This is a genomic window from Pantoea sp. SJZ147 (assembly GCF_007828605.1).
Taxonomy (GTDB): Bacteria; Pseudomonadota; Gammaproteobacteria; order Enterobacterales; family Enterobacteriaceae; genus Pantoea; species Pantoea allii.
Map to the genome: position 1 here is coordinate 229,487 of NZ_VIVB01000006.1, position 24,007 is coordinate 253,493.

General features: G+C 52.2%; 20 protein-coding genes. 10 read left to right on the forward strand and 10 right to left on the reverse strand.

Features of this window, described 5'->3' with window-relative positions; genetic code table 11:
- Positions 1–21: 21 nt before the first annotated feature.
- The 3 genes from FBY13_RS11150 to FBY13_RS11160 all read right to left on the reverse strand — a co-directional run bounded on the left by FBY13_RS11150 (position 22) and on the right by FBY13_RS11160 (position 2,929).
- Positions 22–1,494, reverse strand: a complete 1,473-nt coding sequence (locus tag FBY13_RS11150) for an amino acid permease (protein ID WP_109717375.1) — start codon at positions 1,492–1,494, stop codon at positions 22–24.
- Between the two features lie 185 nt (positions 1,495–1,679).
- On the reverse strand, positions 1,680–2,546 hold the full coding sequence (gene yieE / locus FBY13_RS11155; RefSeq protein WP_063880219.1) for a DNA-binding transcriptional regulator YeiE: 867 nt from the start codon (positions 2,544–2,546) through the stop codon (positions 1,680–1,682).
- 17 nt (positions 2,547–2,563) lie between these two features.
- Positions 2,564–2,929 carry a YkvA family protein gene (locus FBY13_RS11160; protein WP_063880220.1) on the reverse strand — a complete coding sequence of 122 codons (366 nt, stop codon included), beginning with the start codon at positions 2,927–2,929 and terminating at the stop codon, positions 2,564–2,566.
- A 102-nt stretch (positions 2,930–3,031) separates the two neighbouring features.
- Between FBY13_RS11160 and FBY13_RS11165 the strand changes: the two genes are divergently transcribed.
- The 3 genes from FBY13_RS11165 (at position 3,032) to nfo (ending at position 6,263) form a co-directional block, all read left to right on the forward strand.
- Positions 3,032–4,084 carry a YeiH family protein gene (locus FBY13_RS11165; RefSeq protein ID WP_145394162.1) on the forward strand — a complete coding sequence of 351 codons (1,053 nt, stop codon included), beginning with the start codon at positions 3,032–3,034 and terminating at the stop codon, positions 4,082–4,084.
- A 181-nt stretch (positions 4,085–4,265) separates the two neighbouring features.
- Positions 4,266–5,189 carry an Rpn family recombination-promoting nuclease/putative transposase gene (locus tag FBY13_RS11170; RefSeq protein ID WP_145394193.1) on the forward strand — a complete coding sequence of 308 codons (924 nt, stop codon included), beginning with the start codon at positions 4,266–4,268 and terminating at the stop codon, positions 5,187–5,189.
- A 231-nt stretch (positions 5,190–5,420) separates the two neighbouring features.
- Positions 5,421–6,263, forward strand: coding sequence for a deoxyribonuclease IV (nfo, locus tag FBY13_RS11175; RefSeq protein ID WP_145394164.1), 843 nt, complete (start codon positions 5,421–5,423; stop codon positions 6,261–6,263).
- Between the two features lie 44 nt (positions 6,264–6,307).
- Here nfo and fruA read toward each other — a convergent pair whose 3' ends face one another.
- From fruA to FBY13_RS11205, 6 genes are all read right to left on the reverse strand, one after another.
- Positions 6,308–8,026, reverse strand: a complete 1,719-nt coding sequence (gene fruA / locus FBY13_RS11180; RefSeq protein ID WP_145394166.1) for a PTS fructose transporter subunit IIBC — start codon at positions 8,024–8,026, stop codon at positions 6,308–6,310.
- 16 nt (positions 8,027–8,042) lie between these two features.
- Positions 8,043–8,981: a 1-phosphofructokinase gene (fruK, locus tag FBY13_RS11185; protein ID WP_063880225.1), complete on the reverse strand. Its 939-nt coding sequence runs from the start codon at positions 8,979–8,981 to the stop codon at positions 8,043–8,045.
- Positions 8,978–10,108: a fused PTS fructose transporter subunit IIA/HPr protein gene (fruB, locus tag FBY13_RS11190; RefSeq protein ID WP_063880226.1), complete on the reverse strand. Its 1,131-nt coding sequence runs from the start codon at positions 10,106–10,108 to the stop codon at positions 8,978–8,980. Before fruB ends, fruK begins: the two co-directional genes overlap by 4 nt.
- Positions 10,109–10,492: 384 nt before the next feature.
- Positions 10,493–11,779 carry an anaerobic C4-dicarboxylate transporter family protein gene (locus tag FBY13_RS11195; RefSeq protein ID WP_145394168.1) on the reverse strand — a complete coding sequence of 429 codons (1,287 nt, stop codon included), beginning with the start codon at positions 11,777–11,779 and terminating at the stop codon, positions 10,493–10,495.
- 318 nt (positions 11,780–12,097) lie between these two features.
- Positions 12,098–13,027 carry a dihydrodipicolinate synthase family protein gene (locus tag FBY13_RS11200; RefSeq protein WP_208625005.1) on the reverse strand — a complete coding sequence of 310 codons (930 nt, stop codon included), beginning with the start codon at positions 13,025–13,027 and terminating at the stop codon, positions 12,098–12,100.
- Positions 13,028–13,274: 247 nt separating this feature from the next.
- Complete coding sequence (locus tag FBY13_RS11205) at positions 13,275–14,306, reverse strand: LacI family DNA-binding transcriptional regulator (protein ID WP_145394170.1); 1,032 nt, start codon at positions 14,304–14,306, stop codon at positions 13,275–13,277.
- Positions 14,307–14,780: 474 nt separating this feature from the next.
- Between FBY13_RS11205 and FBY13_RS11210 the strand changes: the two genes are divergently transcribed.
- Complete coding sequence (locus FBY13_RS11210; protein ID WP_145394171.1) at positions 14,781–16,163, forward strand: MFS transporter; 1,383 nt, start codon at positions 14,781–14,783, stop codon at positions 16,161–16,163.
- Positions 16,164–16,357: 194 nt separating this feature from the next.
- Here the strand turns inward: FBY13_RS11210 and FBY13_RS11215 are convergent, their stop codons facing one another.
- On the reverse strand, positions 16,358–16,612 hold the full coding sequence (locus FBY13_RS11215) for a YkgJ family cysteine cluster protein (protein WP_096010852.1): 255 nt from the start codon (positions 16,610–16,612) through the stop codon (positions 16,358–16,360).
- Between the two features lie 288 nt (positions 16,613–16,900).
- Between FBY13_RS11215 and yeiP the strand changes: the two genes are divergently transcribed.
- From yeiP to FBY13_RS11245, 6 genes are all read left to right on the forward strand, one after another.
- Complete coding sequence (gene yeiP / locus FBY13_RS11220) at positions 16,901–17,473, forward strand: elongation factor P-like protein YeiP (RefSeq protein ID WP_063880232.1); 573 nt, start codon at positions 16,901–16,903, stop codon at positions 17,471–17,473.
- Positions 17,474–17,552: 79 nt separating this feature from the next.
- Complete coding sequence (locus FBY13_RS11225; RefSeq protein WP_145394172.1) at positions 17,553–18,530, forward strand: GTP-binding protein; 978 nt, start codon at positions 17,553–17,555, stop codon at positions 18,528–18,530.
- 41 nt (positions 18,531–18,571) lie between these two features.
- A complete protein-coding gene (locus FBY13_RS11230; RefSeq protein WP_063880234.1) occupies positions 18,572–19,279 on the forward strand; it encodes a phosphatase PAP2 family protein in 708 nt (235 codons plus the stop codon).
- A 512-nt stretch (positions 19,280–19,791) separates the two neighbouring features.
- Positions 19,792–20,361 carry a bifunctional murein DD-endopeptidase/murein LD-carboxypeptidase gene (gene mepS / locus FBY13_RS11235; RefSeq protein ID WP_063880235.1) on the forward strand — a complete coding sequence of 190 codons (570 nt, stop codon included), beginning with the start codon at positions 19,792–19,794 and terminating at the stop codon, positions 20,359–20,361.
- A 207-nt stretch (positions 20,362–20,568) separates the two neighbouring features.
- Positions 20,569–22,143 (forward strand): cyclic di-GMP phosphodiesterase, encoded by a 1,575-nt coding sequence (locus tag FBY13_RS11240; protein WP_145394173.1) that lies wholly within the window; start codon positions 20,569–20,571, stop codon positions 22,141–22,143.
- A gap of 53 nt (positions 22,144–22,196) precedes the next feature.
- Positions 22,197–24,005: an extracellular solute-binding protein gene (locus FBY13_RS11245; RefSeq protein ID WP_145394174.1), complete on the forward strand. Its 1,809-nt coding sequence runs from the start codon at positions 22,197–22,199 to the stop codon at positions 24,003–24,005.
- Positions 24,006–24,007 lie beyond the last annotated feature (2 nt).

The window sequence follows — 24,007 nt, forward strand, 5'->3', positions numbered from 1 at the left end:
GCTTTCACCGTGCGCTTCTGGTCATTTCTCGTCTTGATGGAGAGGGAATTCCATCTCACTGTATTTGATAATGCGACCGCCCCGCACCAGCCTGTAACCCAGCCAGATAAGCAGAAACAGCGGCAGACCAATATAGGTGGTTGCCACACCATACCAGTCAATTCTGTCCTGCAGGAACGCCTGATAATTCTGCCCTAAGGTGATCATCAGGCAGAGGATAAAGGCAAAAATGGGACCGACAGGAAAGAAGCCCGAACGGTAAGGCAATGCGTTAAGATCCCGCCCTTGCGCCACATAACCCCGACGGAAACGATAGTGGCTGATCGCAATCCCCAGCCAGGCGATGAAGCCGGTCATGCCGGAGGTATTCAACAGCCAGAGATAGACTTCCTGATTGCCAAATTTCGAGGTCAAAAAGCACAGGCCCGCCACCACCGTGGTCGCCCACAGGGCATTTCGCGGTACACCGCCTTTTGACAGTCGGGCAAAAATACGCGGCGCTTTGCCTTCACGAGCCAGGTTATAAAGCATTCGCGTTGAGGCGTACATTCCGGAGTTACCGGCGGACAATACCGCCGTTAAAATCACCGCATTCATTACCGCCGCCGCCGACAGCAGACCGGCATTTTTGAACACCAGCGTAAACGGACTGACGCTGATATCTTTAATATCATTGTGCAGCAGCTGGGGATCGGTATAAGGCAGAATCAGGCTGATGATCAGGATAGCCAGCACATAGAACAGCAGAATACGCCAGAACACCTGACGCACCGCGCGCGGGATATTCTTAGCGGGATCTTCTGATTCACCCGCCGCGATACCGATCAGCTCAGTGCCCTGGAATGAGAAACCGACAATCATCGCCACACCGATCATCGAGGCAAACCCACCCGCAAAGGGCGCGTCCCCCACCTGCCAGTTATGCCAGCCCGCATTTTCAGCGCCGCGCATAATGCCGACAATCATCAGCACGCCGACCACGATAAAGATCACCACGGTGACAACCTTGATCAGCGAGAACCAGTATTCCGTTTCGCCAAAGCCCTTCACCGAGATGTAATTAATCAGGAACATCAGGCTCAGGAACAGGGCGCTCCAGATCCAGCCTGGCGTATCCGGGAACCAGTAATTCATGACCAGTTGGGAGGCCACCAGATCGACAGCAATCGTAACCGCCCAGTTGTACCAGTAGTTCCAGCCCAGCGCGAAACCGAAGCCTTCTTCGACATATTTTGCACCATAGGTAGCAAAAGAGCCCGATACCGGCATAAACGCCGCCAGTTCACCCAGGCTGGTCATCAGGAAGTAGACCATCAGGCCAATTAAGGCATAGGAGAGTAACGCGCCGCCGGGGCCAGCTTGAGAGATGGTGGCACCCGATGCGACAAAGAGACCTGTACCAATTGAACCGCCGATGGCGATCATGGTGAGGTGACGTGCTTTTAGATCGCGTCGTAACGCAGGTTGTTGTGTTGTATTTGAGTCATTATGCATGTGTAAACATTACGCTGGGTAAAAATAAGGCGCGATTGTAGCAGCAAAGGCCGTGCTGTATAGCGAATGCTATACAGTTATAAGTTACCTTCATGATTCACGGGAAATTATTAGCGGCGATGCCTGTTTCCCTGAATTTCAAGGGGTTGAACCGCTGATTTCACCACCAGATTGGCTCTCTGCGTTTATTCACGGCAGTAAGACAAAAACCGCGTCAGGGCCTTTGAGATGTGTTTTTGCCGATGATGAATGCGATAAAGCGTACGCGTCAGATTGGGCAACGGCGTATTCAGTTCGATAAGCGTTCCGGCGCTCAGTTGATCGGCGATGACGCGGCGGGACAAACAGCTAATGCCCATACCGTGCCGGACGGCATGTTTGATCGCTTCAGAATTCCCCAGTTCCATACCGAGCTGGAACGTCGGTAAATGGGACAATAAGAGATAATCAACGATTTCACGGGTGCCTGAACCGCGTTCGCGGAGAATCCAGGTGGCATCGGCCAGGGTTGTCAGTGTGACCGGCTGCTGCAAAATCGGAGCATCGGGCGCGGCAAATACCACCAGCTCATCTTCAAGCCAGGGCTCACTCACCAGTTCCGTCATATGACACGGGCCTTCTATTAACCCCACGTCTACTCGAAAATCAGAGACGGCCGTGATCACGTCCTGACTGTTTCCGACACTCAGCTCTAAAGGCAAGGTCGGGAAATCACGGCGGTAGCCGGCAATCATCCCGGGTAGCAGGTAATTCCCTATCGTACTGCTGGCATAAATACGAATCGCACCGTTATCTTCTTTAAATAACTGTTCGATTTCTGTGGCCTGTTCAAGCAGCCCCACGGCGCGGGGATAGAGTAACCGGCCATGCTCGTTCAGTACCAGCCGCTTGCCGACGCGATCGAAAAGCTGAACGCCAAGCTGGTTTTCCAGATCGGCGAGGGCCGCGCTGACGGCTGACTGAGACAAAGCCAGCACCTGGGAAGCCTGGGTGGTGGAACCGCTTTTCAGCACTTCGGTGAAGACTTCAATTTGCCGCAGTGTAATGTGCATGGGAACTCCTGAATGACTTAACGCTGTACAAGGTAAATGATCAAGGCTATCCACAGCAGGAACACCACCGCCAGCACGCTGAACACTTTTTTACCGCGTACGCGTTGTTGCCGGGCACGCTCCGCGCTGCTGTCACGCACCGCCTTCGGCAGCATTTTCAGCAACACCATGACACCCGTGGGAATGATCACCGCATCATCCAGTAGTCCCACCACCGGGATTACATCAGGAATCAAATCAATGGGGCTGATACCGTATGCCATAAGTCCTACCGCCAGGCCTTTACACCACAGCGGCGTTCGCGGATCGCGACAGGCATAGACGAGCGTTAAAACATCTCTTTTGATAAGCGTAATGAAACGCCCCAGTCGTGCGAACAGCATAAACCCTGCCTTATCACTTATAGCGGTAGATTATAAATATATAATCAATTTCACTTTTAACAAACCTGGCGTGATGATGCGTACTCAACCAGGAGCGTAATCATGGCCGACATCAGCATTTCTAAATCTCATCCCGTGCAGCAATGGCTGCCGGGCCTGTTGTTATGCGGTACGATTGCCGCCGTCACCGCCCTGCTGGCTCAGGTGCCGGCCGTCTCGCATCTGGGGCTGGGTTCATTAACCCTGGCCATTATGCTCGGCATCATTATCGGTAACACGGTGTATTCACCCGTGGCCGGTCAATGTGATGCAGGGGTGCTACTGGCAAAACAAAAATTGCTCAGGTTGGGCGTCATTCTGTTCGGATTTCGCATCACCTTACAGCAAATTACGGATGTCGGCCTGAGCGGCGTACTCATTGATGTGTTGACGCTGAGCAGCACATTTTTTATGACCTGTCTGCTGGGAAGACGCCTGCTGAAGCTGGATCGTGAAACCGTATGGTTAATCGGTGCAGGCAGCAGTATTTGTGGCGCAGCGGCCGTGCTGGCCACGGAGCCGGTCTTAAAAGCGGCCCCGTCAAAGGTGGCGGTCGCCGTGGCAACCGTGGTGCTGTTTGGCACCCTGGCAATCTTTATTTATCCCCTACTGTGGCCACTGGTTCATCATCTTTTCCCCACGGTGAGTCTTACCCAGTTTGGTGTGTTTACCGGTTCAACGATCCACGAAGTGGCTCAGGTGGTTGCCGCCGGGCACAGTATTGCGCCAGAAACCGAAAGCAGTGCGGTCATTGCGAAAATGCTACGGGTGATGATGCTGGCCCCCTTTTTACTGTTGCTGAGTGGTGTGCTTCGACGTGAACAGGCAACACAGCACAGGGCGCAGCCCATCACCTTTCCGTGGTTTGCGTTGCTATTCGTCGCTGTCGCCCTGTTCAATTCTCTGCACTGGTTGCCTGCCGTCTGGGTTAACGCACTCAATACCATCGGTGGAATACTGTTGACCATGGCCATGGCGGCTCTGGGTTTAACCACTCGCTTTACTGCCCTGCGCGCAGCCGGATTTAAGCCCGTGCTGTTGGGGGCGCTGGTATTCGGCTGGCTGATTGTTGGCGGCGGCAGTATTAATCTGCTGGTTCAACATTTTATGGCGTGAGCGCGCGAACATGGAAGTCTCTGACCGGCTCGACGCCGAGCCGGTTATCCCGGTGCTTCGGCGCGGGCTTGACACAATGGCGACGGTTTTGCGAGACGTGCCGAACATTACCCTGCTGCTGTTAGGTGAACATTGCTGGTTGCTTTATTTTACGCCGATGGATGTTTACGAGCCGGGACTCATGAAGATAAAAAATACCACGCCTACGCCTCACGATGCTCTGTTTCGGCAGTTTCTGACACAGCCAGACATTGCCCGGGATTTTATGGCGATCCATCTGCCGCCATCGTTACGCGTGCTCTGCGATCTTTCTACTCTGCAACTGGAATCAGGTTCGTTTGTCGAAGATGACCTGCGGCAGTACTTCAGCGATGTGCTGTACAGCCTCAAAACCTCATCCGGCAAAGGCTATATCCATGTGCTTATCGAGCATCAGTCAGGTCCGGATAAACACATGGCCTTTAGATTGATGCGCTATGCGGTTGCCGCTATGCACCGTCACCTGCAGGCCGGGCATAAAACACTGCCGTTGGTTATCCCAATGTTGTTCTACACCGGTAAACGCAGCCCCTATCCGTATTCCCTCTGCTGGCTGGACGAATTTGCCAACCCAGACATCGCGCAGGCGCTGTATACAACGGCTTTCCCGTTGGTTGACGTAACAATTATCCCGGACGACGAGATTGCAGGCCATCGCAGCATGGCCGCTTTAACATTACTGCAAAAGCATATCCACCAGCGTAACCTGACGGCGCTGATGGACAGGCTGGTCACCCTTCTCCTGAACGAATATCTCTCTTCATCGCAGGTAATATCGCTGGTAAACTACATGATACAGGTGGGCGAAGCGTCGGATGCGCACGCCTTTGTTCATAAGCTGGCACAGCGGGTGCCGCAACACGGAGAGGCTCTGATGACCATTGCAGAACAGCTGGAACAAAAAGGCATCGAAAAAGGCATTGTAAAAGGCAGGAAGGAAGAAGCGCTGAAGATTGCCCAGACCATGTTAAATAACGGTCTTGACCGCCCTACCGTGATCAAAATGACCGGCCTGACCGAAGAGGAGTTAGCGAAACTCCGTCACTCATCCTCTGCCTTCTTCTGACTTCTGACACACATGCGCGGTGGGGCAACGGCTGATTTCCCCTTGCCCAATCCCCTCTCTGAGCGCGTTCTCGCGTTAATGGCTGTCAGGAACGCGCGCTTCCCAGCCCAGCTGTTCTCCCGGTCTAAACCGCTCCTGACCTGGCTAAAAATTTCCTGCGCACCGCGCTTTGCCATCGCGCCATCGTGTATCATGCCGTTAAATCTGAGTTAAATCCTTCAGGAGAACGGCATGAAGTATATTGGCGCGCACGTCAGCGCATCGGGTGGCGTGGATCAGGCGGTGATCCGCGCCCATGAACTGGAAGCCACGGCTTTTGCGCTGTTCACTAAAAATCAGCGTCAGTGGAAAGCTGCCCCGCTGTCAGATGAAACGATTGCGGCCTTCCGCGCTGCCTGCGAGAAATACCAGTTTGCGCCGGGCCAGATTCTGCCGCATGACAGCTATTTGATCAATCTGGGTCACCCCGTCATGGAAGCGTTACAAAAATCCCGCGATGCGTTTCTTGATGAGATGCAACGCGCGGAACAGCTGGGTCTGACACTGTTGAATTTTCATCCGGGCAGCCATCTACAGCAGATCGATGAGCTGAGCTGTTTAAAACGCATCGCTGAGTCAATCAATATCGCCCTGGATCAAACCCACAGCGTCACCGCCGTTATCGAAAATACCGCCGGTCAGGGCAGTAATCTCGGCTTCCGCTTTGAGCACCTGGCAACCATTATTGAACATGTTGAAGACAAATCCCGCGTAGGGGTTTGCATTGATACCTGCCATGCTTTTGCGGGCGGTTACGATCTGTGCAGCGAAGCCGCCTGCACCGAAACCTTTGCTGAATTCGATCGCATTGTGGGTTTTAACTATCTTCGCGGGATGCACCTGAACGATGCCAAGAGCACGCTGGGCAGCCGGGTTGACCGTCATCACAGCCTGGGTGAGGGGAATATCGGTAAAACCGTGTTTAGCTGGATCATGAAAGATGCGCGTTTTGATGGCATCCCGCTGATTCTGGAAACCATTAATCCGGATATCTGGAAAGATGAAATCGCCTGGCTCAAGTCAGAGCAACGTTAAAAAAAAGGAGCCTTGCGGCTCCTTTTTCGTTTTTAACTTAACTATCAGGCTTTTGCCAGCTCTTCTTCAGGACGCTTCAGTACCGCATAGCCTAATCCGGCAATCGCTGTACCAATCAAAATCGCCATCAGATAACCGAGCACTGGGGTAATCGCACCAGGGATGAGCAGCACAAACAGGCCGCCGTGCGGTGCCATCAGTTTGGCACCAATCGCCATCGAAACTGCACCCGTCACAGCACCACCGACGATACAGCATGGCAGAACGCGCATCGGATCACGAGCCGCAAAAGGAATCGCACCTTCTGAAATAAAGCACAGCCCCAGAACCAGCGCGGCTTTACCGCCTTCCTGCTGACCTTTATTAAATTTACGACGCGCAACCAGCGTAGCCAGACCCATGGCCAGCGGTGGCACCATACCGGCCGCCATAATCGCTGCCATCGGTGCGTAGGTTTGTGAACTCAGCAGCCCAACGCCAAACGCATAAGCCACTTTGTTAACCGGACCGCCCATGTCGGTACACATCATGCCACCCAGGATAGCACCTAACAGGATCGCATTGGCGGTACCCATATTAGCCAGCCAGCTGGTCAAAGCACTCATGATGCCCGCGACCGGTTTACCCACCACATAGATCATCAGTAAACCGGTGATCAGGCTGGCAAACAGCGGAATAATCAGGATGGGCTTCAACGCCTCCATACTTTGTGGCAGCTTCACTTTGCCGCTAATCAGCCTGGCAGCGTAACCTGCGATAAAGCCTGCGATAATACCGCCAAGGAAGCCCGCGTTAATACTGGTGGCGATCATACCGCCAATCAGTCCAGGCGTCAGACCCGGACGATCCGCGATAGAGAAAGCAATAAAGCCCGCCAGAACCGGAACCATCAGCGCAAACGCACTGCCGCCACCGATTTGCATCAGCGCCGCCGCCAGAGTACCTGGCTCTTTAAAGGCCGTGATACCAAAAGCAAACGACAGTGCGATACTCAAACCACCCGCCACTACCATTGGCAGCATGTAAGATACGCCGGTCAACAGGTGACGGTAAGCGCCCGCGCCGCCCTCTTTCTTCTCTTCCTGCTGACTGTTTTGCGAGCCAGAAGGTTGGTAAGGCTTCGCTTCTGCAACCGCTTTATCCAGCTCCTGTGCGGTCTTTTTCAGCGCCAGACCGGTTGAGGTGCGATACATCGGTTTACCCGCAAATTTTGCCAGATCCACTTCGATATCCGCTGCCACAATCACCAGATCGGCTGCGGCAACTTCTTCAGGCGTAATCGCGTTACCCGCGCCAACAGAGCCGCGGGTTTCCACTTTTACCCACCAGCCACGTTTGGTGGCTTCGGTCTGAATAGCCTCGGCCGCCATAAAGGTATGCGCGACGCCCGTTGGGCAAGCGGTCACGGCAACGACACGTTTTGGTCCATTCGCTGGCGCAGCGGTAGAGGCAACCGCCGCGGCAGGTGCTGCCGCGCTGGCTTGCCAGGGTTTGGCTTGCCAGGGTTTGGCTTCAGCCTTAGCACGATTCAGGAACTGTTCAGGTTCGCTGACCGCCTGTTGTACATCACCCAGCCAAACGGACTTTCCGTTCAGCGCGGCATCATCCGGCACAGTTTTACCGGTGACGATCACCAGCTCGGCCTCTGCCGGGTTTTCGGTTAGTGTTAAACCAGCCTGCGCAGCCGCAGCAGCCAGGCGTTGTTTTGCCATGTAGGCAGAAGCCAGTCCTGTTGAAGGATCTTTTATCAGCAGCGTTTTCACTATCGCTCTCCTGCTGTCAGTTAACGGGTTGTAAGTCGACGCGCGCCATCATTGCGGCCAACTGGGTACGATCAGTAACGCCGACGTTGCTCTGGCTGACAGCCATCGCGGCTACCGCAGTAGCCAGACGTAACGTATGTTCACTGGATTCACGCATTAACAGGCCATAAATCAGGCCGCCTACCATGGAGTCACCTGCGCCAACGGTGCTGACAACCTCGCACACCGGCGGTTTAGCAATCCATTCACCTGAGGCATTGACCCAAAGTGCGCCTTCTGCGCCCAGAGAAATCACCACATGTGCAATGCCCTGCTCACGCAACTCATGCGCTGCGTCAATCACGTCCTGGAGCGCAGGGAGTTTGCGCCCTGCCCAGATTTCCAGCTCGCGACGATTAGGTTTAACCAGCCAGGGCGCTGCCTTCAGGCCCGCTACCAGCGCTTCGCGACTGCTGTCAAAGATGATGCAAGGACAATGCGTACGCAGTTCAGTCATCCAGCGAGTAAAGGCATCGGGATCGACGCCTTCAGGCAGACTGCCGCTCACGCAGACCATGTCAAACTGACCCAGCCAGGTTAATGAATCGCTGGTGAAGCGATCCCAGTCCTGCGCCGTGACCTGGAAGCCAGAAAAGTTAAGATCGGTCACATCACCGGTTTGCTCGGTAAGCTTGACGTTGATGCGCGTACGTCCATTGACGACCTGAAAACGGTTGGCGATACCCAACTCACTGAAGAGTTGCTGAAAGCCATCCTGATTGTCTTTGCCGAGAAAACCGCCAACGGTCACGTCGATGCCCAGATCTTTCAGGACCTTGGCAACGTTGATGCCTTTACCGGCAGCATGCAAACCGGTGGTTTTCACCAGATTGACTTCGCCACGTTCAATTTCGGGCGTAAAACCAACTAAATCATACGCAGGATTCAACGTGATGGTTGCAACACGTCTGGTCATGCCGCCCCCTCACCTAAACCACTGTTAATGGCTTCTTCAATGGCATTAAGCGCCTGCTGTGCATCTTCACCACTGGCAGTGAAACGCAGGCGGTGGCCTTTTTTCACGCCCAGCGCGACGACCTTCATCAGGCTGCGTCCGTTTGCCGGTTTACCGCTGCCATCAAGGTTGGTAATCGTGATGTCGCTATTAAACTGTTTGATCACGCTCACCAGCGCCGTGCCCGGGCGCGCATGCAGGCCATGCTCATTGCGGATAGTAAACTCAGCCGTCAGCTGATCTGCCTGCTCGTCAACTTCGCTGGTCAGCAGGGCATAAACGCCTGCTGCATCCGCTTTCAGCAAACGGTCGGCTTTGTTGTTCTGTAACAGTGCGCTCAGATAGCCCAAGACCTCTAATGGTCGTTCATCAACAGCGGCCACGCTTACTAACATCGCCACGGATTCACCCTGGTGCTCGAAGGCATTCGCCGCACGGCTGACGGCCACTCCGCTTTGCAGATTGCCCTTGCCGCTGTCACTTAACCAAATACCCTGACCCAGGCTTAAGGGATTGCCTGACACCACGTCGGCAACATAGCTGGCATCGACCACGCCAGCGGCCTGTAAGCGTCCGGCATTGAGTGCCTGCAATGTCATCAGGTCGCGTGCGTTAACGTCCAGCGTAATTAAAGATGTATCGAAGCTGAATTCTGCTGATTGCTTCTCACCCATCAGCAGCGCACGAAGATCCTCGGCGGAGGCGGTTTTGAGCTGTTCAGCAATGCTGTCGTCGCTGAGTACATGGGTCAGCTGGCGCAGCAACGCCAGGTGTTCATCCGATTTCGCGGCAATGCCAATCGCGACATAGGCAGTTTGATCGTCACCCCAGGCAATTCCCTGTGGAAACTGGAAGACCTGAACGCCGGTTTTCAGCACCAGATCGCGCGTGTCGGTGGTGCCATGAGGAATGGCGATACCATTACCCAAAAAGGTTGAGGTTTGCTGCTCACGCGCCAGCATGCCATTGACGTAACCTTCCGCCACGTTACCTGCAGCGGTAAGTGCCGCCGCAACCTGACGAATCGCATCTTCTTTGTTTTGGGCGCTGGCTCCGGTATGGATGGCCTGCAATTCGAGCTGGAACATAATTCTCCTCGCTTGCTGATTGAATCGTTTCAGCTCATTGGTGTTGGAACTTGCTGTTTGAACCCGTGAAGGTTGTCACAGCAACGCTGAAACGTTTCAGGGATTGTTATTCAGCTTCGCTTTACAGGCAAGAAAATGCGTAAACGACATAACAGATCTTTGACGTTACGCACAATTCAGAGAGGTTGGGAAATTATCTTAAAAATAGTGCTGAAGTCTGGACGACACAAGGTCAGTCTTTTCAGGAGGATTTCAGCAGCGTCAGCTGACGCCGCAAACACAGTCACCTAAAGCTCAGGAAGGCACCTTGCCCGACAGTGATAGGCCATCCGCACGTGCACAACAGCATGGACCGCACGTTAATCCTCAGGATGAGGCTAAAGGTTAGAACAGCATGGCTAAACCGGCGGCAAAAAGCATCGACAAGCCGGTGGCCAGTAAACCTGGCAAAATAAACGGGTGATCGATTACTCGTCGGCCCAGACGAGTGGAGCCGGTATCATCCAGCGCAACGGCGGCCAGCAACGTGGGATAGTTAGGCAAGATAAACAGGGACGCGGTTGCCGGAAAACAGATGACAAGTGTGGCGGGCGCAATGCCCATACTCAAGGCCATCGGAAACAGAATTTTGGTCGATGCCGCCTGAGAATAGAGAAAACATGATGCCAGTACGATAATCAGTGCCAGTAACACTGTGGAATCCAGAAAATAGCGCGCGGCCATATCCTCTAACCACAGGCGATTGCTCTCCATAAACGTGGAACCCAGCCAGGCCACGCCAAGTATACAGATACAAGACGTCATACCGGTTTTAAACACCGATGACCCCGGAATCGTATGCACATTCACCCGACAGAACATGACGATAGCCATTGCCACCGCTAACATCACGGCAATGCGCGCCTGTCCGCTATTGAGCACAGGGCGAGTAATGATTTCCAGTTTGGGGCTGCTGATAATGGCATAAATCAGCACCGTCACCAGGCCAATAATAAAAATCAGAACCGAACGTCTGCCGTGAATAGCGGAATGCGTTAGCTGCACGGTTTTCACCGCATTATCCTGATGTTCAAGCTGGTCAGTGTGACGTAAGCGATCCCACCACAGGTAAAACAATGCGGAACATAAGAGCGCCATGAAGGTGGCTGGAATGGTCACGGCAATCAGTTCTATATAGCCCCAGCCGTGCGGCCCCTGTTCCAGAATACCAGAGAAAAAAATCACGGCTGCCGAAATGGGTGATGCCACAATGCCCAGTAACGATGCGGCGACGGAAAGCGCTAATGCGCGGGTTGGACGAAGATGATTATCTTTAGCCACTGCCACAATCACGGGCATACAGGCAAAAGATACCTGCCCAGTACTGGCCATCATGGTCAATAACCAGGTTGAGAGCGGCGCCGTAATCACCAACAGCCGTGGATAACGGCGCAAGGCACGCTCGGTCAGTTGCACCAGATAATCAATGCCTCCTGCCTGCTGCATGGCCGAGATGGCGACAATCACCACCATGATAAATATCATTACCAGCATCGGCAGGTCGCCAGGTGTGGCACCCAGCGCGCACAACATTAATACTCCCGCTCCGCCTGCAAACCCCACACCGATACCGCCAATACGCATGCCTAAAAACAGGAAAAAAAGCACGGTCATAAACTGTAGTATTAGCATGATTCCATTCCTTCTGACTGCGGTTGACACAGCTACCGCCCACACTCAATACCGGTACAGGCTTCATTTCCCCGCGCAAGGCTGTATCAGGCTATTTGTCGATATGTCCTACAGAGAAATGGAACACGGCTTAATAACCGTTTTCTGCGCATCGGGTGCACTTAGGGGCGTAAATTCTTTTTGCATTGATCTATTATTTCTCTGGATGCCTGCCGGTAAGCAGACCGGGACATCTCAGAGAAATACGTTGAATCGCGCTACGTCGTTACGACAGGCAGTTCCCACATTGAGGCGTCCTGCCTGCCAGACTCGCCCGTTTTATTTCACCCGACCCAGCTCAGCAGCACGCATTGCCGCGTGAATCTCTTCTGCCGCACCTTCACCCAGCGGTAACAGCGGTGAACGGACAGTGGCATGTTCCAGAATGCCACGCGCAACCAGCGCATGTTTAAGTGCGACGGTGCCTTCCATATGTGAACCACGATGGTACACCGCTTTAGTCACAGGCATCAGTCGGTCATGTAATGCACGGGCTGTCTTATAATCCTGCGCTTTACCGGCATTGATCATTTCAATCAGTGGCTCAGGTGCAATATTGCCGTAGCCCACCAAAAAGCCATCAACATCAAAAATGGTATGCAGCAGATATTCATCATGGCAGGTCAGAATCTGAAGATCGGGACGTTCACGGCGGATGACAGGAATTTCAGTATCCCAACGACGCATGTTGCGTACACCATTTTTCATCGCAAACACGCCCGGCTGAGCGGAAATATCCAGCAGTGTTTTCAGGTTATAGGTGGCTTTAGTGACGTCGGGATACTGGAATAAAATAAGCGGTAAGCCACTCTCTTCATAAACGACGCGATAGCGATCCTGTGGCGCGCCGTCCTGATAACCAAAACGCAACCAGCCGTGTGAAGGATAAAGTAAACCGGCAGCCGCCCCCGCCTCAACAGCGCGTTTTGCCTCACGTGCCGCCACTTCAGTTCCTTCCCCAGTAATACCGGCAATGACGGGGATCTTGCCTTCAACGGATTTTACAAATGCCCGAATGACGTCGGCCTGCTCATCCTGGGTCAGAAACGTGCCCTCACCTGCGTGCCCCAGGACCACCAGCCCTTTTACGCCGTCAATACTTCCCAGCCAGCTGCCCAGACGTTGAATAGCGTCAAAATCGACTTTTCCTTCACGAGTGAATGGGGTAACGGGTGCTGGGGTTAAGCCTCTGAGGTCGATATTAATCATAATTAACTCCTTGATGTAATAGACGTTTACTCATAAGTACAGTCAGGATGAAAAATAAATGCAAACGTTAATGCAATCGTTTTCACATAAGTTAAATTCGCAATGTAATCTCATCGCGTCAACCGGCAACTGTTAATAAGTGCGGCAGCCATCACAAAACATCCAGGGAGAAAATCATTGTCTGCGATCCAGATCGCAGAGGGTTCATGACCGCATTACACTCGCAATGCAGTCATTGGTCAGGCGGTTACTGATGAGGGGAAGCGGTGGATTTTCGCGGGATTAACGTGGGAATAATGGTCGATAAATGCGGTTCATTCCTGCCATTGATGAGCATATCCACGGCATTACCTGCAATATGTTCCAGTGGCGTACGCACTGAGGTTAAGGCGACAGGCAACCGGCTGACGAGGGGAATATCGTTGTATCCTACCAGTGACAGCTCTTTGCCAATGGTGATCCCTGCATGATGCGCCGCCGCCATCACGCCAATCGCAATCTCGTCATTGACGGCAAAAATCGCTGTAGGCCGCGAGGAATGGTTTAACATCGACGAACCCACCTCTTCGCCCGACTGGATATTAAAGTCAGAGGAACGACACCACTCTGGTCGAACAGACAAACCGGCTTCCTTCATTGCCCGTTCAAAACCTTTACGACGATTCAATGCATTAGAGGCAAAATCCGGCCCACCAATCATACCGATTTTTTTATGGCCTAAATCGATCAGATGGCGCGCGGCAAGGTAGCCGCCCATTTCGTCATCACCCACGGAAGAGGGGCTCACACCGTCGGTGCGCAATACCAGTACGTGCGGTATTTCGCGTTCCCGCAGCGTCTGCGGAAGCGGATCGCCCAGACGGCAGGTTGATAGAATCAGTCCGTCGACGCGTCTGTCCAGTAAGGATTCAGCGGACGCTTTTTCCTGTTGCGGGTCGTCACCACAGGTCGCCACGATGGCAAAGTAGCCGCGTCGTGAGGCAGCAGTGGCGATAGCCTCAAACAACATCGCCGTCACCGCATCCGTCATGCGGGGAACCAGTACACCAAGCGTACCGGTATCGCCCCTTCGCAGGCTGGAGGCAACATAATCGCGCCGATAGCCAAGTTCACTAGCAACCTGGCGAACTTTTTCAGCTGACGCACTTTTTGACTGTGGAAGCCTTTCATCCAGAATTCGCGATACGGTTGAAATGCTTACGCCTGCGGCATTGGCAACATCACGCATCGTTATCAGCCTTTTATCTGACTGTTCCTTTTCCTGGCTTTCCTGATCCATATATCACTCCGGGGATTAATGTGGGTGGCAAAGATCCATCTGCAGACGGCAACAATATACAACAGACGCGATAACAACGGGATACGCGGTTAACACGCACTGTTGGGTGCCGCACTTATCCTTCTCTTAATGCTCACAAGGTGCCATTTTCAGCCATTACGCTCTTATAGTTCTCCTCCGCCGTAGCCTGTCCGCAAACTCGATGAGAAAGAGTATGACCTGATTCACGCTTTTTTGATTGCCTGAGAGCGGAATGTGAACTCGTTAACAATTAACTATGCCGCTTGATTGACGCAGCAGAATATTAAACCAACGATAACCAATGTGAAAACGATTGCATTAACGTTTTCATATTATCAGTTTGCATATTTTTTTATGCAATAACCATCAGTGAGTGGGCGGCAAACGCATGGCTCCGGCACGGTCGTTGTCTTGCACGTTTGCCCCCTATCCATCACTAAACAGGGTGTCACTATGTCAACTCAGGTTATCGCTTCCCACGCCAGTCCCGCCGATTCAACTGTATTACTGGCGCGGCTTGAGCGATTGCCCATCACACGCCGGTTAATGGCTATTCGTGTTGTGGTGGGGCTGTCCACTTTTTTTGATGCCTATACCATTATTGCTATCGCGTTTGCCCTGCCACAGCTGACGCAGGAATGGGGACTCACGCCGACATTTGTCGGTCTGATCATTGCAGCAAGCTATATCGGGCAACTGGTAGGTGCACTCTTTTTTGGTACGCTGGCAGAGAAAATTGGCAGGATTGGTGTTTTGCGTATCACCATCATTATGTTTGTCATCATGGATGCCGCCTGCCTGTTCGCCTGGAACGGCTGGTCGATTCTGGTTATCCGTTTTTTGCAGGGGCTGGGAATTGGTGCTGAGGTCCCGGTCGCCAGTGCCTATATCAACGAGTTTGTCGGTGCAAAGAAACGCGGTCGTTTTTTTCTGCTGTATGAAGTTATCTTTCCGGTTGGCATGATGTGTGCCGGCCTTATCGGGTTCTTTCTGGTGCCGGTTTATGGCTGGAAAATCATGTTTCTCATTGGCCTGATCCCCTCAGCCCTGGCGGCACCTTTGCGCTGGTTAATGCCGGAATCTCCACGCTGGTTAGTCTCTAAAGGCCGCCATCAACAGGCTGAAAAAGTGGTCCAGTCCTTCGAGGCAGAAGCTGTACGTCGTTGTATGCCATTACCCGAGCCCGTCATTAAACCTGTAACGGTGGTACCCGCAACATCCAGCGGGGTGAAAGCCCTGTTCTCAGGTATCTACAAATCCCGGACGTTTATGCTGTGGGGTTTGTGGTTGACGGTTTATACCATCAATAACGGTATGGTTACCTGGTTTCCAACCATGTATAAAACCCTGTTCCACCTGCCGTTAGAAACCAGCCTGGCCTATGGGTGGATCACCTCGGCCTGCGGCGTCATTGCCTCTGTAATTTGTGCCTTTAAAATCGATCACGTGGGGCGTAAGCGCTGGTACAGCTGGGCATTTATGCTGGCCATTATTCCGCTCATCGTGCTGTGTGTATTAGGGGCTAATGCGCCCTGGCAGATACTGATCTTTGGCAGCATCGCCTATGCCATTTTGCAAACTATCGCCTTCTCACTTTATCTCTATTCTGCCGAACTCTATCCGACCCGGCTTCGGGCGACAGGTACTGCCTTTTCCAGCGCCTGGCTACGCGCCGGGTCATCTGTTGGGCCATTAATGGTGGGGTTTATTGTGTCTGGTTTTGGGATCAGATTTGTTTTCATTACGTTCGCCGTCATTGCCCTGATCGGTGGCGTGATCACCCTGCTGTTCGCGATTGAAACCAAAGAAAAGTCGCTTGAAGAGTTATCCCCTTAATCAGGCAACATCACGCCGATAAGGAAGTCAGTTACATCGCCATCATCCGGCCTGGCCTTTATCTGACGCATCCGGGTTTGGCCATCCGCCACCGAGAGCCTGGTCAGCGCATCGTTAACAGCCTGATTTTGGGACGGACAGAAGGAAAAACCAAACGCGCGGTGATAGCTCAACAACAGGGAGGCCGAAAAAGGTTATGGCGCGGTACTCTGCTCAAGGTGAATCAGATATTCCATGGCGTAATGACGATTGCTGCCGCACATCTCAACCGATGGCTGAAGTCCCGCGCACACGTCTGGCCGCAGGGGAGATGCAAAAATTTTGCAGAGGTTATTATCCGCGAGCTGAATGCAGCGCGTATTAGCGGGTTTACCCTGAGGCATGCCAGGAATGGGCGAGGAAATGCTGGGGGCAATACAACAGGCACCGCAATCTGTACGACATTCCATCTTTCACATCCGGAATAGGGTAAACCGCGGACGATAACAGAATGAGGATTACCCCGACATCACCTTTACAGAAAAAGAGGTTAACGCCTTAGCCTACGGCATTGCGGTTTGTGCTGAAATCGCCGTTGCAAGGGGAAGACCTCGTAAAACCTGGCTTATCTACTCATAAAACCGGCCTTTTCTGCCCTGCCACTCACTATCGACAACAAAATTTTTCGCGCTATCTTGCCTGTTAAGAGGCGCGCGAGTAACGTTGCGCGCACTATTACTTTGCAAGTGAGAACAGCAATGCCAAAAGCGAATGAAATTAAAAAAGGAATGGCCGTTACCCACAATGGAAAACTGCTGCTGGTCAAGGATATTGACGTCCAGAGCCCCAGCGCGCGCGGCGCGGCAACGCTTTATAAAATGCGCTTTACCGATGTCCGTACCGGGATGAAGGTCGAAGAACGCTTTAAAGGCGACGAGATTATCGAGGCTATCTCTCTGAGCCGTCGCAGCGTCACTTTCTCTTATATTGACGGTGATGAATACGTCTTTATGGACGATGAGGATTACACGCCTTACGCCTTCAAAAAAGAGCAAATAGAAGAAGAGCTGCTGTTCATTCCGGAAGGTGGCATTCCCGGCATTCAGGTTCTCACCATGGACGGACAGGTTCTGGCGCTGGAATTACCACAAACCGTGGACATGGATATTGTGGATACCTCGCCCGGTATTAAAGGCGCGTCAGCCAGTGCCCGCACCAAACCTGCCGGGATGAGTACCGGTTTAGTTGTTCAGGTACCGGAGTACCTCAGCAACGGTGATCGCATCCGAATCCATGTGGCAGAACGTCGCTATATGGGGCGCGCAGACTAATTGCCTGCGTTACAGGCTGGCGGCTGAATAATGTTATAATATAACAATATCATCTTCTTTATTTGCAGGAGCCGCTGGCATGACGCGCGTTAACCTTCTTACCGGATTTCTGGGCAGTGGTAAAACCACCACGCTGCTTCATCTGTTAGCGCATAAGCCCGAAGAGGAAAACTGGGCTGTGCTGGTGAATGAATTCGGTGAAGTTGGTATTGATGGTGCGTTACTCGCCAACAGCGGTGCCATCCTGAAAGAGATACCCGGCGGTTGCATGTGCTGCGTCAACGGACTGCCCATGCAGGTCGGGTTAAACCGACTGTTAAAGCAGAATAAACCCGATCGCCTGCTGATTGAGCCCACTGGACTGGGCCATCCGCGCCAGTTATTACAGATGCTGACCTCGCCGGTTTATCAGCCCTGGCTCGAACTGCAGGCAACGCTTACCCTGCTGGATGCACGGCAACTTGCAGATGAGCGCGTGGCGAAAAATGAAAACTTTCGCGATCAACTGGCCGCCGCCGACATTATTGTCGGCAATAAACGCGATCGCTGGAGCGAAGCCGATCGGCAGCGCCTTGAGCAGTGGCTTGCCGCACACCAGGACGATCGTCAGTTTGTTACTGCCGAGTTTGGTCAGATTCCCCTCGCTTTGCTCGACAGGCCGCAAGGGAAAGCGCGCGCCATTCCGCATCCGGCCCACCATCATCATCACTCAGCCCCGGCCAGTGGTATTGCCGCAATGCGACTCGACGGGCACGCAACCTGGCGTCGGGCGGTCAATCAGGGTCAGGGTTATGTTGCCTGTGGCTGGATTTTTGATGATGAAACGGTGTTTGATACTCTGCCGTTGCTGGAGTGGGCGCGGCTTGCCCCTGTCGATCGGGTTAAAGGCGTGCTGCGCATTGCGGAGGGTGCCGTCAGCATTAACCGTCAGGGAGAAGACGTTCATATTGAAATACTGGGTTCAACCCCGCCAGACAGCCGCGTTGAGATGATTCATTCCTCATCTGCCGACTGGAATAGTCTACAATCCGCTTTGTTGAAGATTCGTTTAAGCTGACATGGTTAAGGTCGGCGGTTATTTTTTATTAGGGCAGAATTATGCACGCAACACGCCTTGTCACCATCCTGCTGCTGAATGCACTGGGAATGATGCTGTTTTTTTCCTGGTATTTACCACCTGGTCATGGGTTTTGGTTTGATATCGATAAAGGGATTTTCTTCGCTTTCAATAATGAGATGGTTAATTACCCGGGCTTTGCCCTGCTGGTCGCGATTACCAACTTCCGCGGTTTTGACGCCGTGTCATTACTGGTAATGGGCTTGCTCTATCTGTGGCTATGGCAACGGGAAACACCGACAGGCCGACGTCGTATGCTGGCCATTGGCATTACGATGTTGCTGACAGCCGTCATCCTGAATCAGGCCGGTCATTTGCTACCGGTGAAGCACGCCAGTCCAACGCTGTTTTTTGAAGGGGTTCATCGCGTCAGTGAGTTGACCGGCATTCCAGCCAAAGACGCGTCTAAAGACAGTTTTCCAGGCGATCATGGCATGATGCTGATGATCTTCGCGGCATTTATGTGGCGCTATTTTGGCTTTCGCACATTTTTAGTCAGCGTGGTCATTGTGGTGGTGTTTTCTCTTCCACGCATAATGGCTGGTGCACACTGGTTTACCGATATTGCCGTTGGATCACTTTCGGTTACGCTGGTGGGATTGAGTTGGTGGTTATTAACCCCGGCAAGTGATTACCTGGTTAATTGGTTTTATCACAAATTACCGGGTAAAAATAAACCCCAACAGTAATTCATTAGCCCGGGAGGAATAATGTTTACATTATAAACCGCCCTTATTTATAAAAAACCGAATGAAATAATTAGCAAGCTAACTAGAAATCCCTTTTCTGAACCCTATGATAATCCAGCATTTAGCGTCAGCCCGCGACGCTCGCGGCGCTGCCGTGCTTCTGTTAACCCGCACTATGCCTGGAATTAGCGCCAGATCATCCCTTTCCTCAGGTTATCAGCCCTGAATAACTGTTGATAAAGTGAACAAGTTATTTAAGTTTGATAAGTATCAAAAAAACCTATCAGAATTTGATTAAAAGCTCTCGCCACGGCCTCTGTAATCGGTTAATCTCGGTCGCAGTGAGAAAGAAGTAGCAGTATTAAGCACGCTTTCATCGGTAAAATGTGGTGATTTACACAATTTTATAATTAAAGCATTGTCTTGTTCTGACTGGCTTATTAATCTCATTCCGTTTTGTCATCTGGCTGGCGACAATCTTGTCGTAAGGACTTCGAAGGAAAACCCGTATAATGGTCAAGTCTCAACCAATACTGAGATATATCTGGCGGATAGTGCCCGCTCTGGCGCTGGCAACACTTCTCTCAGCTTGTAGCAGTACCCATAACACCGTAAAAAACGAGAATCATGAAGTTAACAACCAGAATGGTTTTTTACTTCAAGCGTCTCAGGATGAGTTCGAAGAGATGGTGCGTAACGTCGACGTTAAGTCGCGCATCATGGAGCAATACGCAAGCTGGAAAGGTGTACGTTACCGTCTTGGCGGTGATACCAAGCGTGGTATTGATTGTTCCGCTTTCGTTCAGCGCACTTTCCGCGAACAGTTTGGCTTAGACCTTCCCCGCTCCACCTCCGAGCAGCAGGGAACGGGTAAAGAAATTTCTCGCACCAGACTGCGTCCAGGTGATTTAGTTCTGTTTCGTGCAGGCTCCACTGGTCGCCATGTGGGTATCTACCTCGGCAATGACAATTTTGTTCACGCCTCAACCAGTAGCGGTGTCATGATCTCCAGCCTTAATGAAGACTACTGGAAAAAGCGTTATAGCGAAGCTCGCCGGGTCTTAAGTAAAAACCCGAGCTAGTGCTACTCTCGAACGTCCTCTCAGCCAGAGAAAAACAGAACGCTGCCTTTGCAGCGTTTTTTTTTGAATCCCTCGAATCCGCGTAAAAATACTTGTTTATCAAAATAATAACGAGACATTATTAACAGACTCGTTATATTCTCAGACGCAAATATTCGGGCGATTGCGCACCATTAAGTTTTGTATTTTGATCAGGGGAAGCACTTCATGCCATTGTCGCGGGCGCTGATACGCCAGGCAACTTATCCTCGTCGAATCGCGTGGAATAGCGCGATTGTTGGCAGTCTGTTTTTTTTGTTGTTAACCTCTGTTTTACTTACCGAGACCCAACATCAACGGGAAAATCAACATAAGCAGTTGCTCATCGACAGCAGCAACGACTTCCAGCGTCACGTGGCGACGCTGATTACAGATACCCTTTCTCCCCTGCTTCCGTTCGTACAGTCAGAATGCTATATCGGCAATCATGAGTTAACTGCACGTGCCGCGTTTGCCGGCGACATACGCGCCATCATTTTAGTGAAAGACGGTAACGCCTTTTGCTCTTCAGCCACCGGCAGCTTTTTTCAGCCACTGAGCGCGATTTCGGCCCGTACCGATACCACACGCGACCGGGATATCCGTTTATTGCCGGGTACCCCTATGCAGCCGACGAAACCGGTACTGGCGATATGGATCAAGCAACCCGGCACCCTACAATCCGGCATCTTTACCACCTTGAATCTGAGCCTGGCCGATTACCAAATAAAAGCGTCCTCGCATCCCGAAATTACCGGGATTGCGATACTCGCGCATAATACCGCGATGACCAGTTGGCAAACCACCCTCGTAAGAAATCGTCAACTCCCCGCGCCGTTAATGCAGACCACTATGGACGGGCTGCCGTTCCAGTTTGCGCTCTACGGCTCAACCTTATCCGCAGGCGATTTTCAGACCATTATGTTGAGTAGCCTGTTGATGTCATTACTCGCTGGCTGTACGTGTTGGTTTTTACTGACCCGGGTTCAGCGACCCGGTAAAGAAATTACTCTGGGCATCCGGCGTGGTGAATTTCGCGTCGAGTATCAGCCTTTAATTACGGCTCAGGATGGCAAATCTTACGGTATGGAGGCGCTGCTACGCTGGACGCATCCGTCCGGTGAAACGGTCTCACCCGATATTTTTATCAGTTACGCTGAAGCACAAAACCAAATTATCCCCCTGACCCGCCACCTGTTTGAACTGGTCGCCCGCGATGCACACCAGCTACGTCATAGCCTGCCCAAAGGAACCTGCCTCAGCTTAAATATTTCCCCCCTGCATCTGAGCGCCTGCAGCTTCCGTGACGATGTTCTGTACTGGCAGGACAATATGCCTCACGATCATTTTCAGTACGTCTTCGAAATCACTGAACGGGCCGTAGTTGAAAACGGCAATGCGACTGAACTGTTTCACTGGCTACATCAGCGGGGAATTAAAATCGCAGTGGATGATTTTGGCACCGGGCACAGTGCGCTAATCTATCTTGAAAAGTACCCTTTTGATTATCTGAAAATCGATCGTGGATTTGTGCAAAGTATTGGCACCGAAACGATCACTTCACCCGTGCTGGATACGGTGTTACAACTGGCTAAAAGGCTCAACCTGATGAGCGTGGCTGAAGGTGTGGAAACCGATGAACAAGCCAGTTGGCTGATCAACCGCGGCGTCACCCATTTACAGGGGTATTTCTTCAGTCGGCCGTTACGTCCAGAGCAGGTAAGAGACTATTTTCAACGTCAAAACAGTCAACCCACGCGTTAATCACCGTCGATTATCGCTGCGGTGCAAGACACTCACAGGAGAGAACATCCCTTATGCCGCTCCGCTTTGTCATTTTGCTGCTGTGTAGCTTGCTCATCACCCCGCTGCATGCTTCTTCCGTTCAGACAAGTTACACCTTTGCTCAACTGGGATCGCCGAAGTACCCCAGAGACTTCCGTCACTATGACTATGTGAATCCTGCGGCACCAAAGGGCGGCAAAATTGTCCTGTCGGTCATCGGCACTTACGATAACTTCAACCGTTATGCCTCACGAGGCAACCCTGGCGTCGGCACCGGGCCACTGTATGACAGCTTATTCACTACCTCGGATGACGAAACCAGCAGCTACTATCCGCTGATTGCTGAATCAGCCCGGCATCCTGATGACTTCAGTTGGATGGAAATTACGCTTAACCCTCGCGCACAGTTTCACGATGGTTCTCCCATCACGGCTGACGATGTGGCCTTTACTTTCCAAAAATTTATGACCGAGGGCGTTCCACAGTTCCGAATATTTTATCGTGGTGTAACAATTAAAGCCCTTAACCCCCAGACGGTACGAATCACCTTACCGGCCCCGGATAAAGACCTGATGCTGGGGTTGCTGACGCTCCCAGTGATATCTCAAACGTTTTGGCAGAATAAAAAATTCAATGAGCCGCTGAGCCAGCCTCCGTTGTCGAGCGGGCCTTATCGCGTGAGTAAGTGGAAACTGGGCCAGTTTATTGAATTCAGTCGGGTCAAAAACTACTGGGCGGCGGATTTGCCGGTCAATCGTGGCCGTTTCAATTTTGATGTCATGCGTTATGACTATTATCTGGATGACAACGTTGCGTTTGAGGCATTCAAAGCCGGTGCCTTTGATCTCCGCGAAGAAACGTCGGGGAAGAAATGGGCCACTCAGTATCTGGGTCGTAACTTCGATAATCAGCAGATCGTTAAAGAGACCACGCCGAATACGGCCTCAATTGATACGCGCTGGCTGGCGCTGAATAATGAAAAACCCTTGTTTCACGATCGCCGGGTACGGCAGGCAATGGCGCTGGCTTTTGATTTCGAATGGATGAATAAAGCACTGTTTTATAATGCTTTTAAGCGAGCCAGCAGTTATTTTCAGAATACGCAGTACGCGGCGCAAGGCGTGCCTGATGCTGCACAACGGAAAATACTGGCACCGTTCAAATCACAGTTACCTCCTGAAATCTTTACTGAAGCCTATGCGCCCGCGAAAACTGACGGCAGCGGCTACGATCGCGCTAACCTGCTTAAGGCCATGTCACTGCTGAATCAGGCTGGCTGGCATATCCATAACCAGCGCCTGGTGAACGATAAAACCGGGCAGCCCTTTACCGCAGAGTTGTTGCTGCCTGCCGGTGCGAATAGCGAGTGGGCGCTTCCCTATCAGCATAGTCTGTCGCGGCTGGGTATCACGTTAACCCTGCGCCAGATTGACAGCTCGCAGTACCTGCGCCGCCTGCGTAGCGGCGACTATGATATGGTCAGTAATATTTATCATGCTATGCCGACGCCCTCACGCAATCTGCAGGCCAACTGGCAGTCAGACTATATTCAGTCTTCGTGGAACACGGCGAGGGTAAAAGATCCCATGGTCGATAATGTTGTCAAACAGATCATCGCTCATCAGGACGATGCCGACGCGTTGCTGCCGTTGGGACAGGCGCTGGACCGCATCTTGCTGTGGAATGCTTATATGATCCCGATGTGGTATAGCGCCGAGCAGCGGCTTGCCTTTTGGGATAAATTTTCCCATCCTGCCGTTAAACCTGCCTACAGCACAGGTGTGGATAACTGGTGGTATGACGTGAATAAAGCCGGGCGACTGCCGGCCGACAGACGCTGAGG

Bases quoted from the DNA above. Each gene is read 5' to 3' on its own strand.
- FBY13_RS11150 (WP_109717375.1), bottom strand. From the start codon at position 1,494: ATGCATAATGACTCAAATACAACACAACAACCTGCGTTACGACGCGAT.
- yieE (WP_063880219.1), bottom strand. From the start codon at position 2,546: ATGCACATTACACTGCGGCAAATTGAAGTCTTCACCGAAGTGCTGAAA.
- FBY13_RS11160 (WP_063880220.1), bottom strand. From the start codon at position 2,929: ATGCTGTTCGCACGACTGGGGCGTTTCATTACGCTTATCAAAAGAGAT.
- FBY13_RS11165 (WP_145394162.1), top strand. From the start codon at position 3,032: ATGGCCGACATCAGCATTTCTAAATCTCATCCCGTGCAGCAATGGCTG.
- FBY13_RS11170 (WP_145394193.1), top strand. From the start codon at position 4,266: ATGAAGATAAAAAATACCACGCCTACGCCTCACGATGCTCTGTTTCGG.
- nfo (WP_145394164.1), top strand. From the start codon at position 5,421: ATGAAGTATATTGGCGCGCACGTCAGCGCATCGGGTGGCGTGGATCAG.
- fruK (WP_063880225.1), bottom strand. From the start codon at position 8,981: ATGACCAGACGTGTTGCAACCATCACGTTGAATCCTGCGTATGATTTA.
- fruB (WP_063880226.1), bottom strand. From the start codon at position 10,108: ATGTTCCAGCTCGAATTGCAGGCCATCCATACCGGAGCCAGCGCCCAA.
- FBY13_RS11195 (WP_145394168.1), bottom strand. From the start codon at position 11,779: ATGCTAATACTACAGTTTATGACCGTGCTTTTTTTCCTGTTTTTAGGC.
- FBY13_RS11200 (WP_208625005.1), bottom strand. From the start codon at position 13,027: ATGATTAATATCGACCTCAGAGGCTTAACCCCAGCACCCGTTACCCCA.
- FBY13_RS11205 (WP_145394170.1), bottom strand. From the start codon at position 14,306: ATGGATCAGGAAAGCCAGGAAAAGGAACAGTCAGATAAAAGGCTGATA.
- FBY13_RS11210 (WP_145394171.1), top strand. From the start codon at position 14,781: ATGTCAACTCAGGTTATCGCTTCCCACGCCAGTCCCGCCGATTCAACT.
- FBY13_RS11215 (WP_096010852.1), bottom strand. From the start codon at position 16,612: ATGGAATGTCGTACAGATTGCGGTGCCTGTTGTATTGCCCCCAGCATT.
- yeiP (WP_063880232.1), top strand. From the start codon at position 16,901: ATGCCAAAAGCGAATGAAATTAAAAAAGGAATGGCCGTTACCCACAAT.
- FBY13_RS11225 (WP_145394172.1), top strand. From the start codon at position 17,553: ATGACGCGCGTTAACCTTCTTACCGGATTTCTGGGCAGTGGTAAAACC.
- FBY13_RS11230 (WP_063880234.1), top strand. From the start codon at position 18,572: ATGCACGCAACACGCCTTGTCACCATCCTGCTGCTGAATGCACTGGGA.
- mepS (WP_063880235.1), top strand. From the start codon at position 19,792: ATGGTCAAGTCTCAACCAATACTGAGATATATCTGGCGGATAGTGCCC.
- FBY13_RS11240 (WP_145394173.1), top strand. From the start codon at position 20,569: ATGCCATTGTCGCGGGCGCTGATACGCCAGGCAACTTATCCTCGTCGA.
- FBY13_RS11245 (WP_145394174.1), top strand. From the start codon at position 22,197: ATGCCGCTCCGCTTTGTCATTTTGCTGCTGTGTAGCTTGCTCATCACC.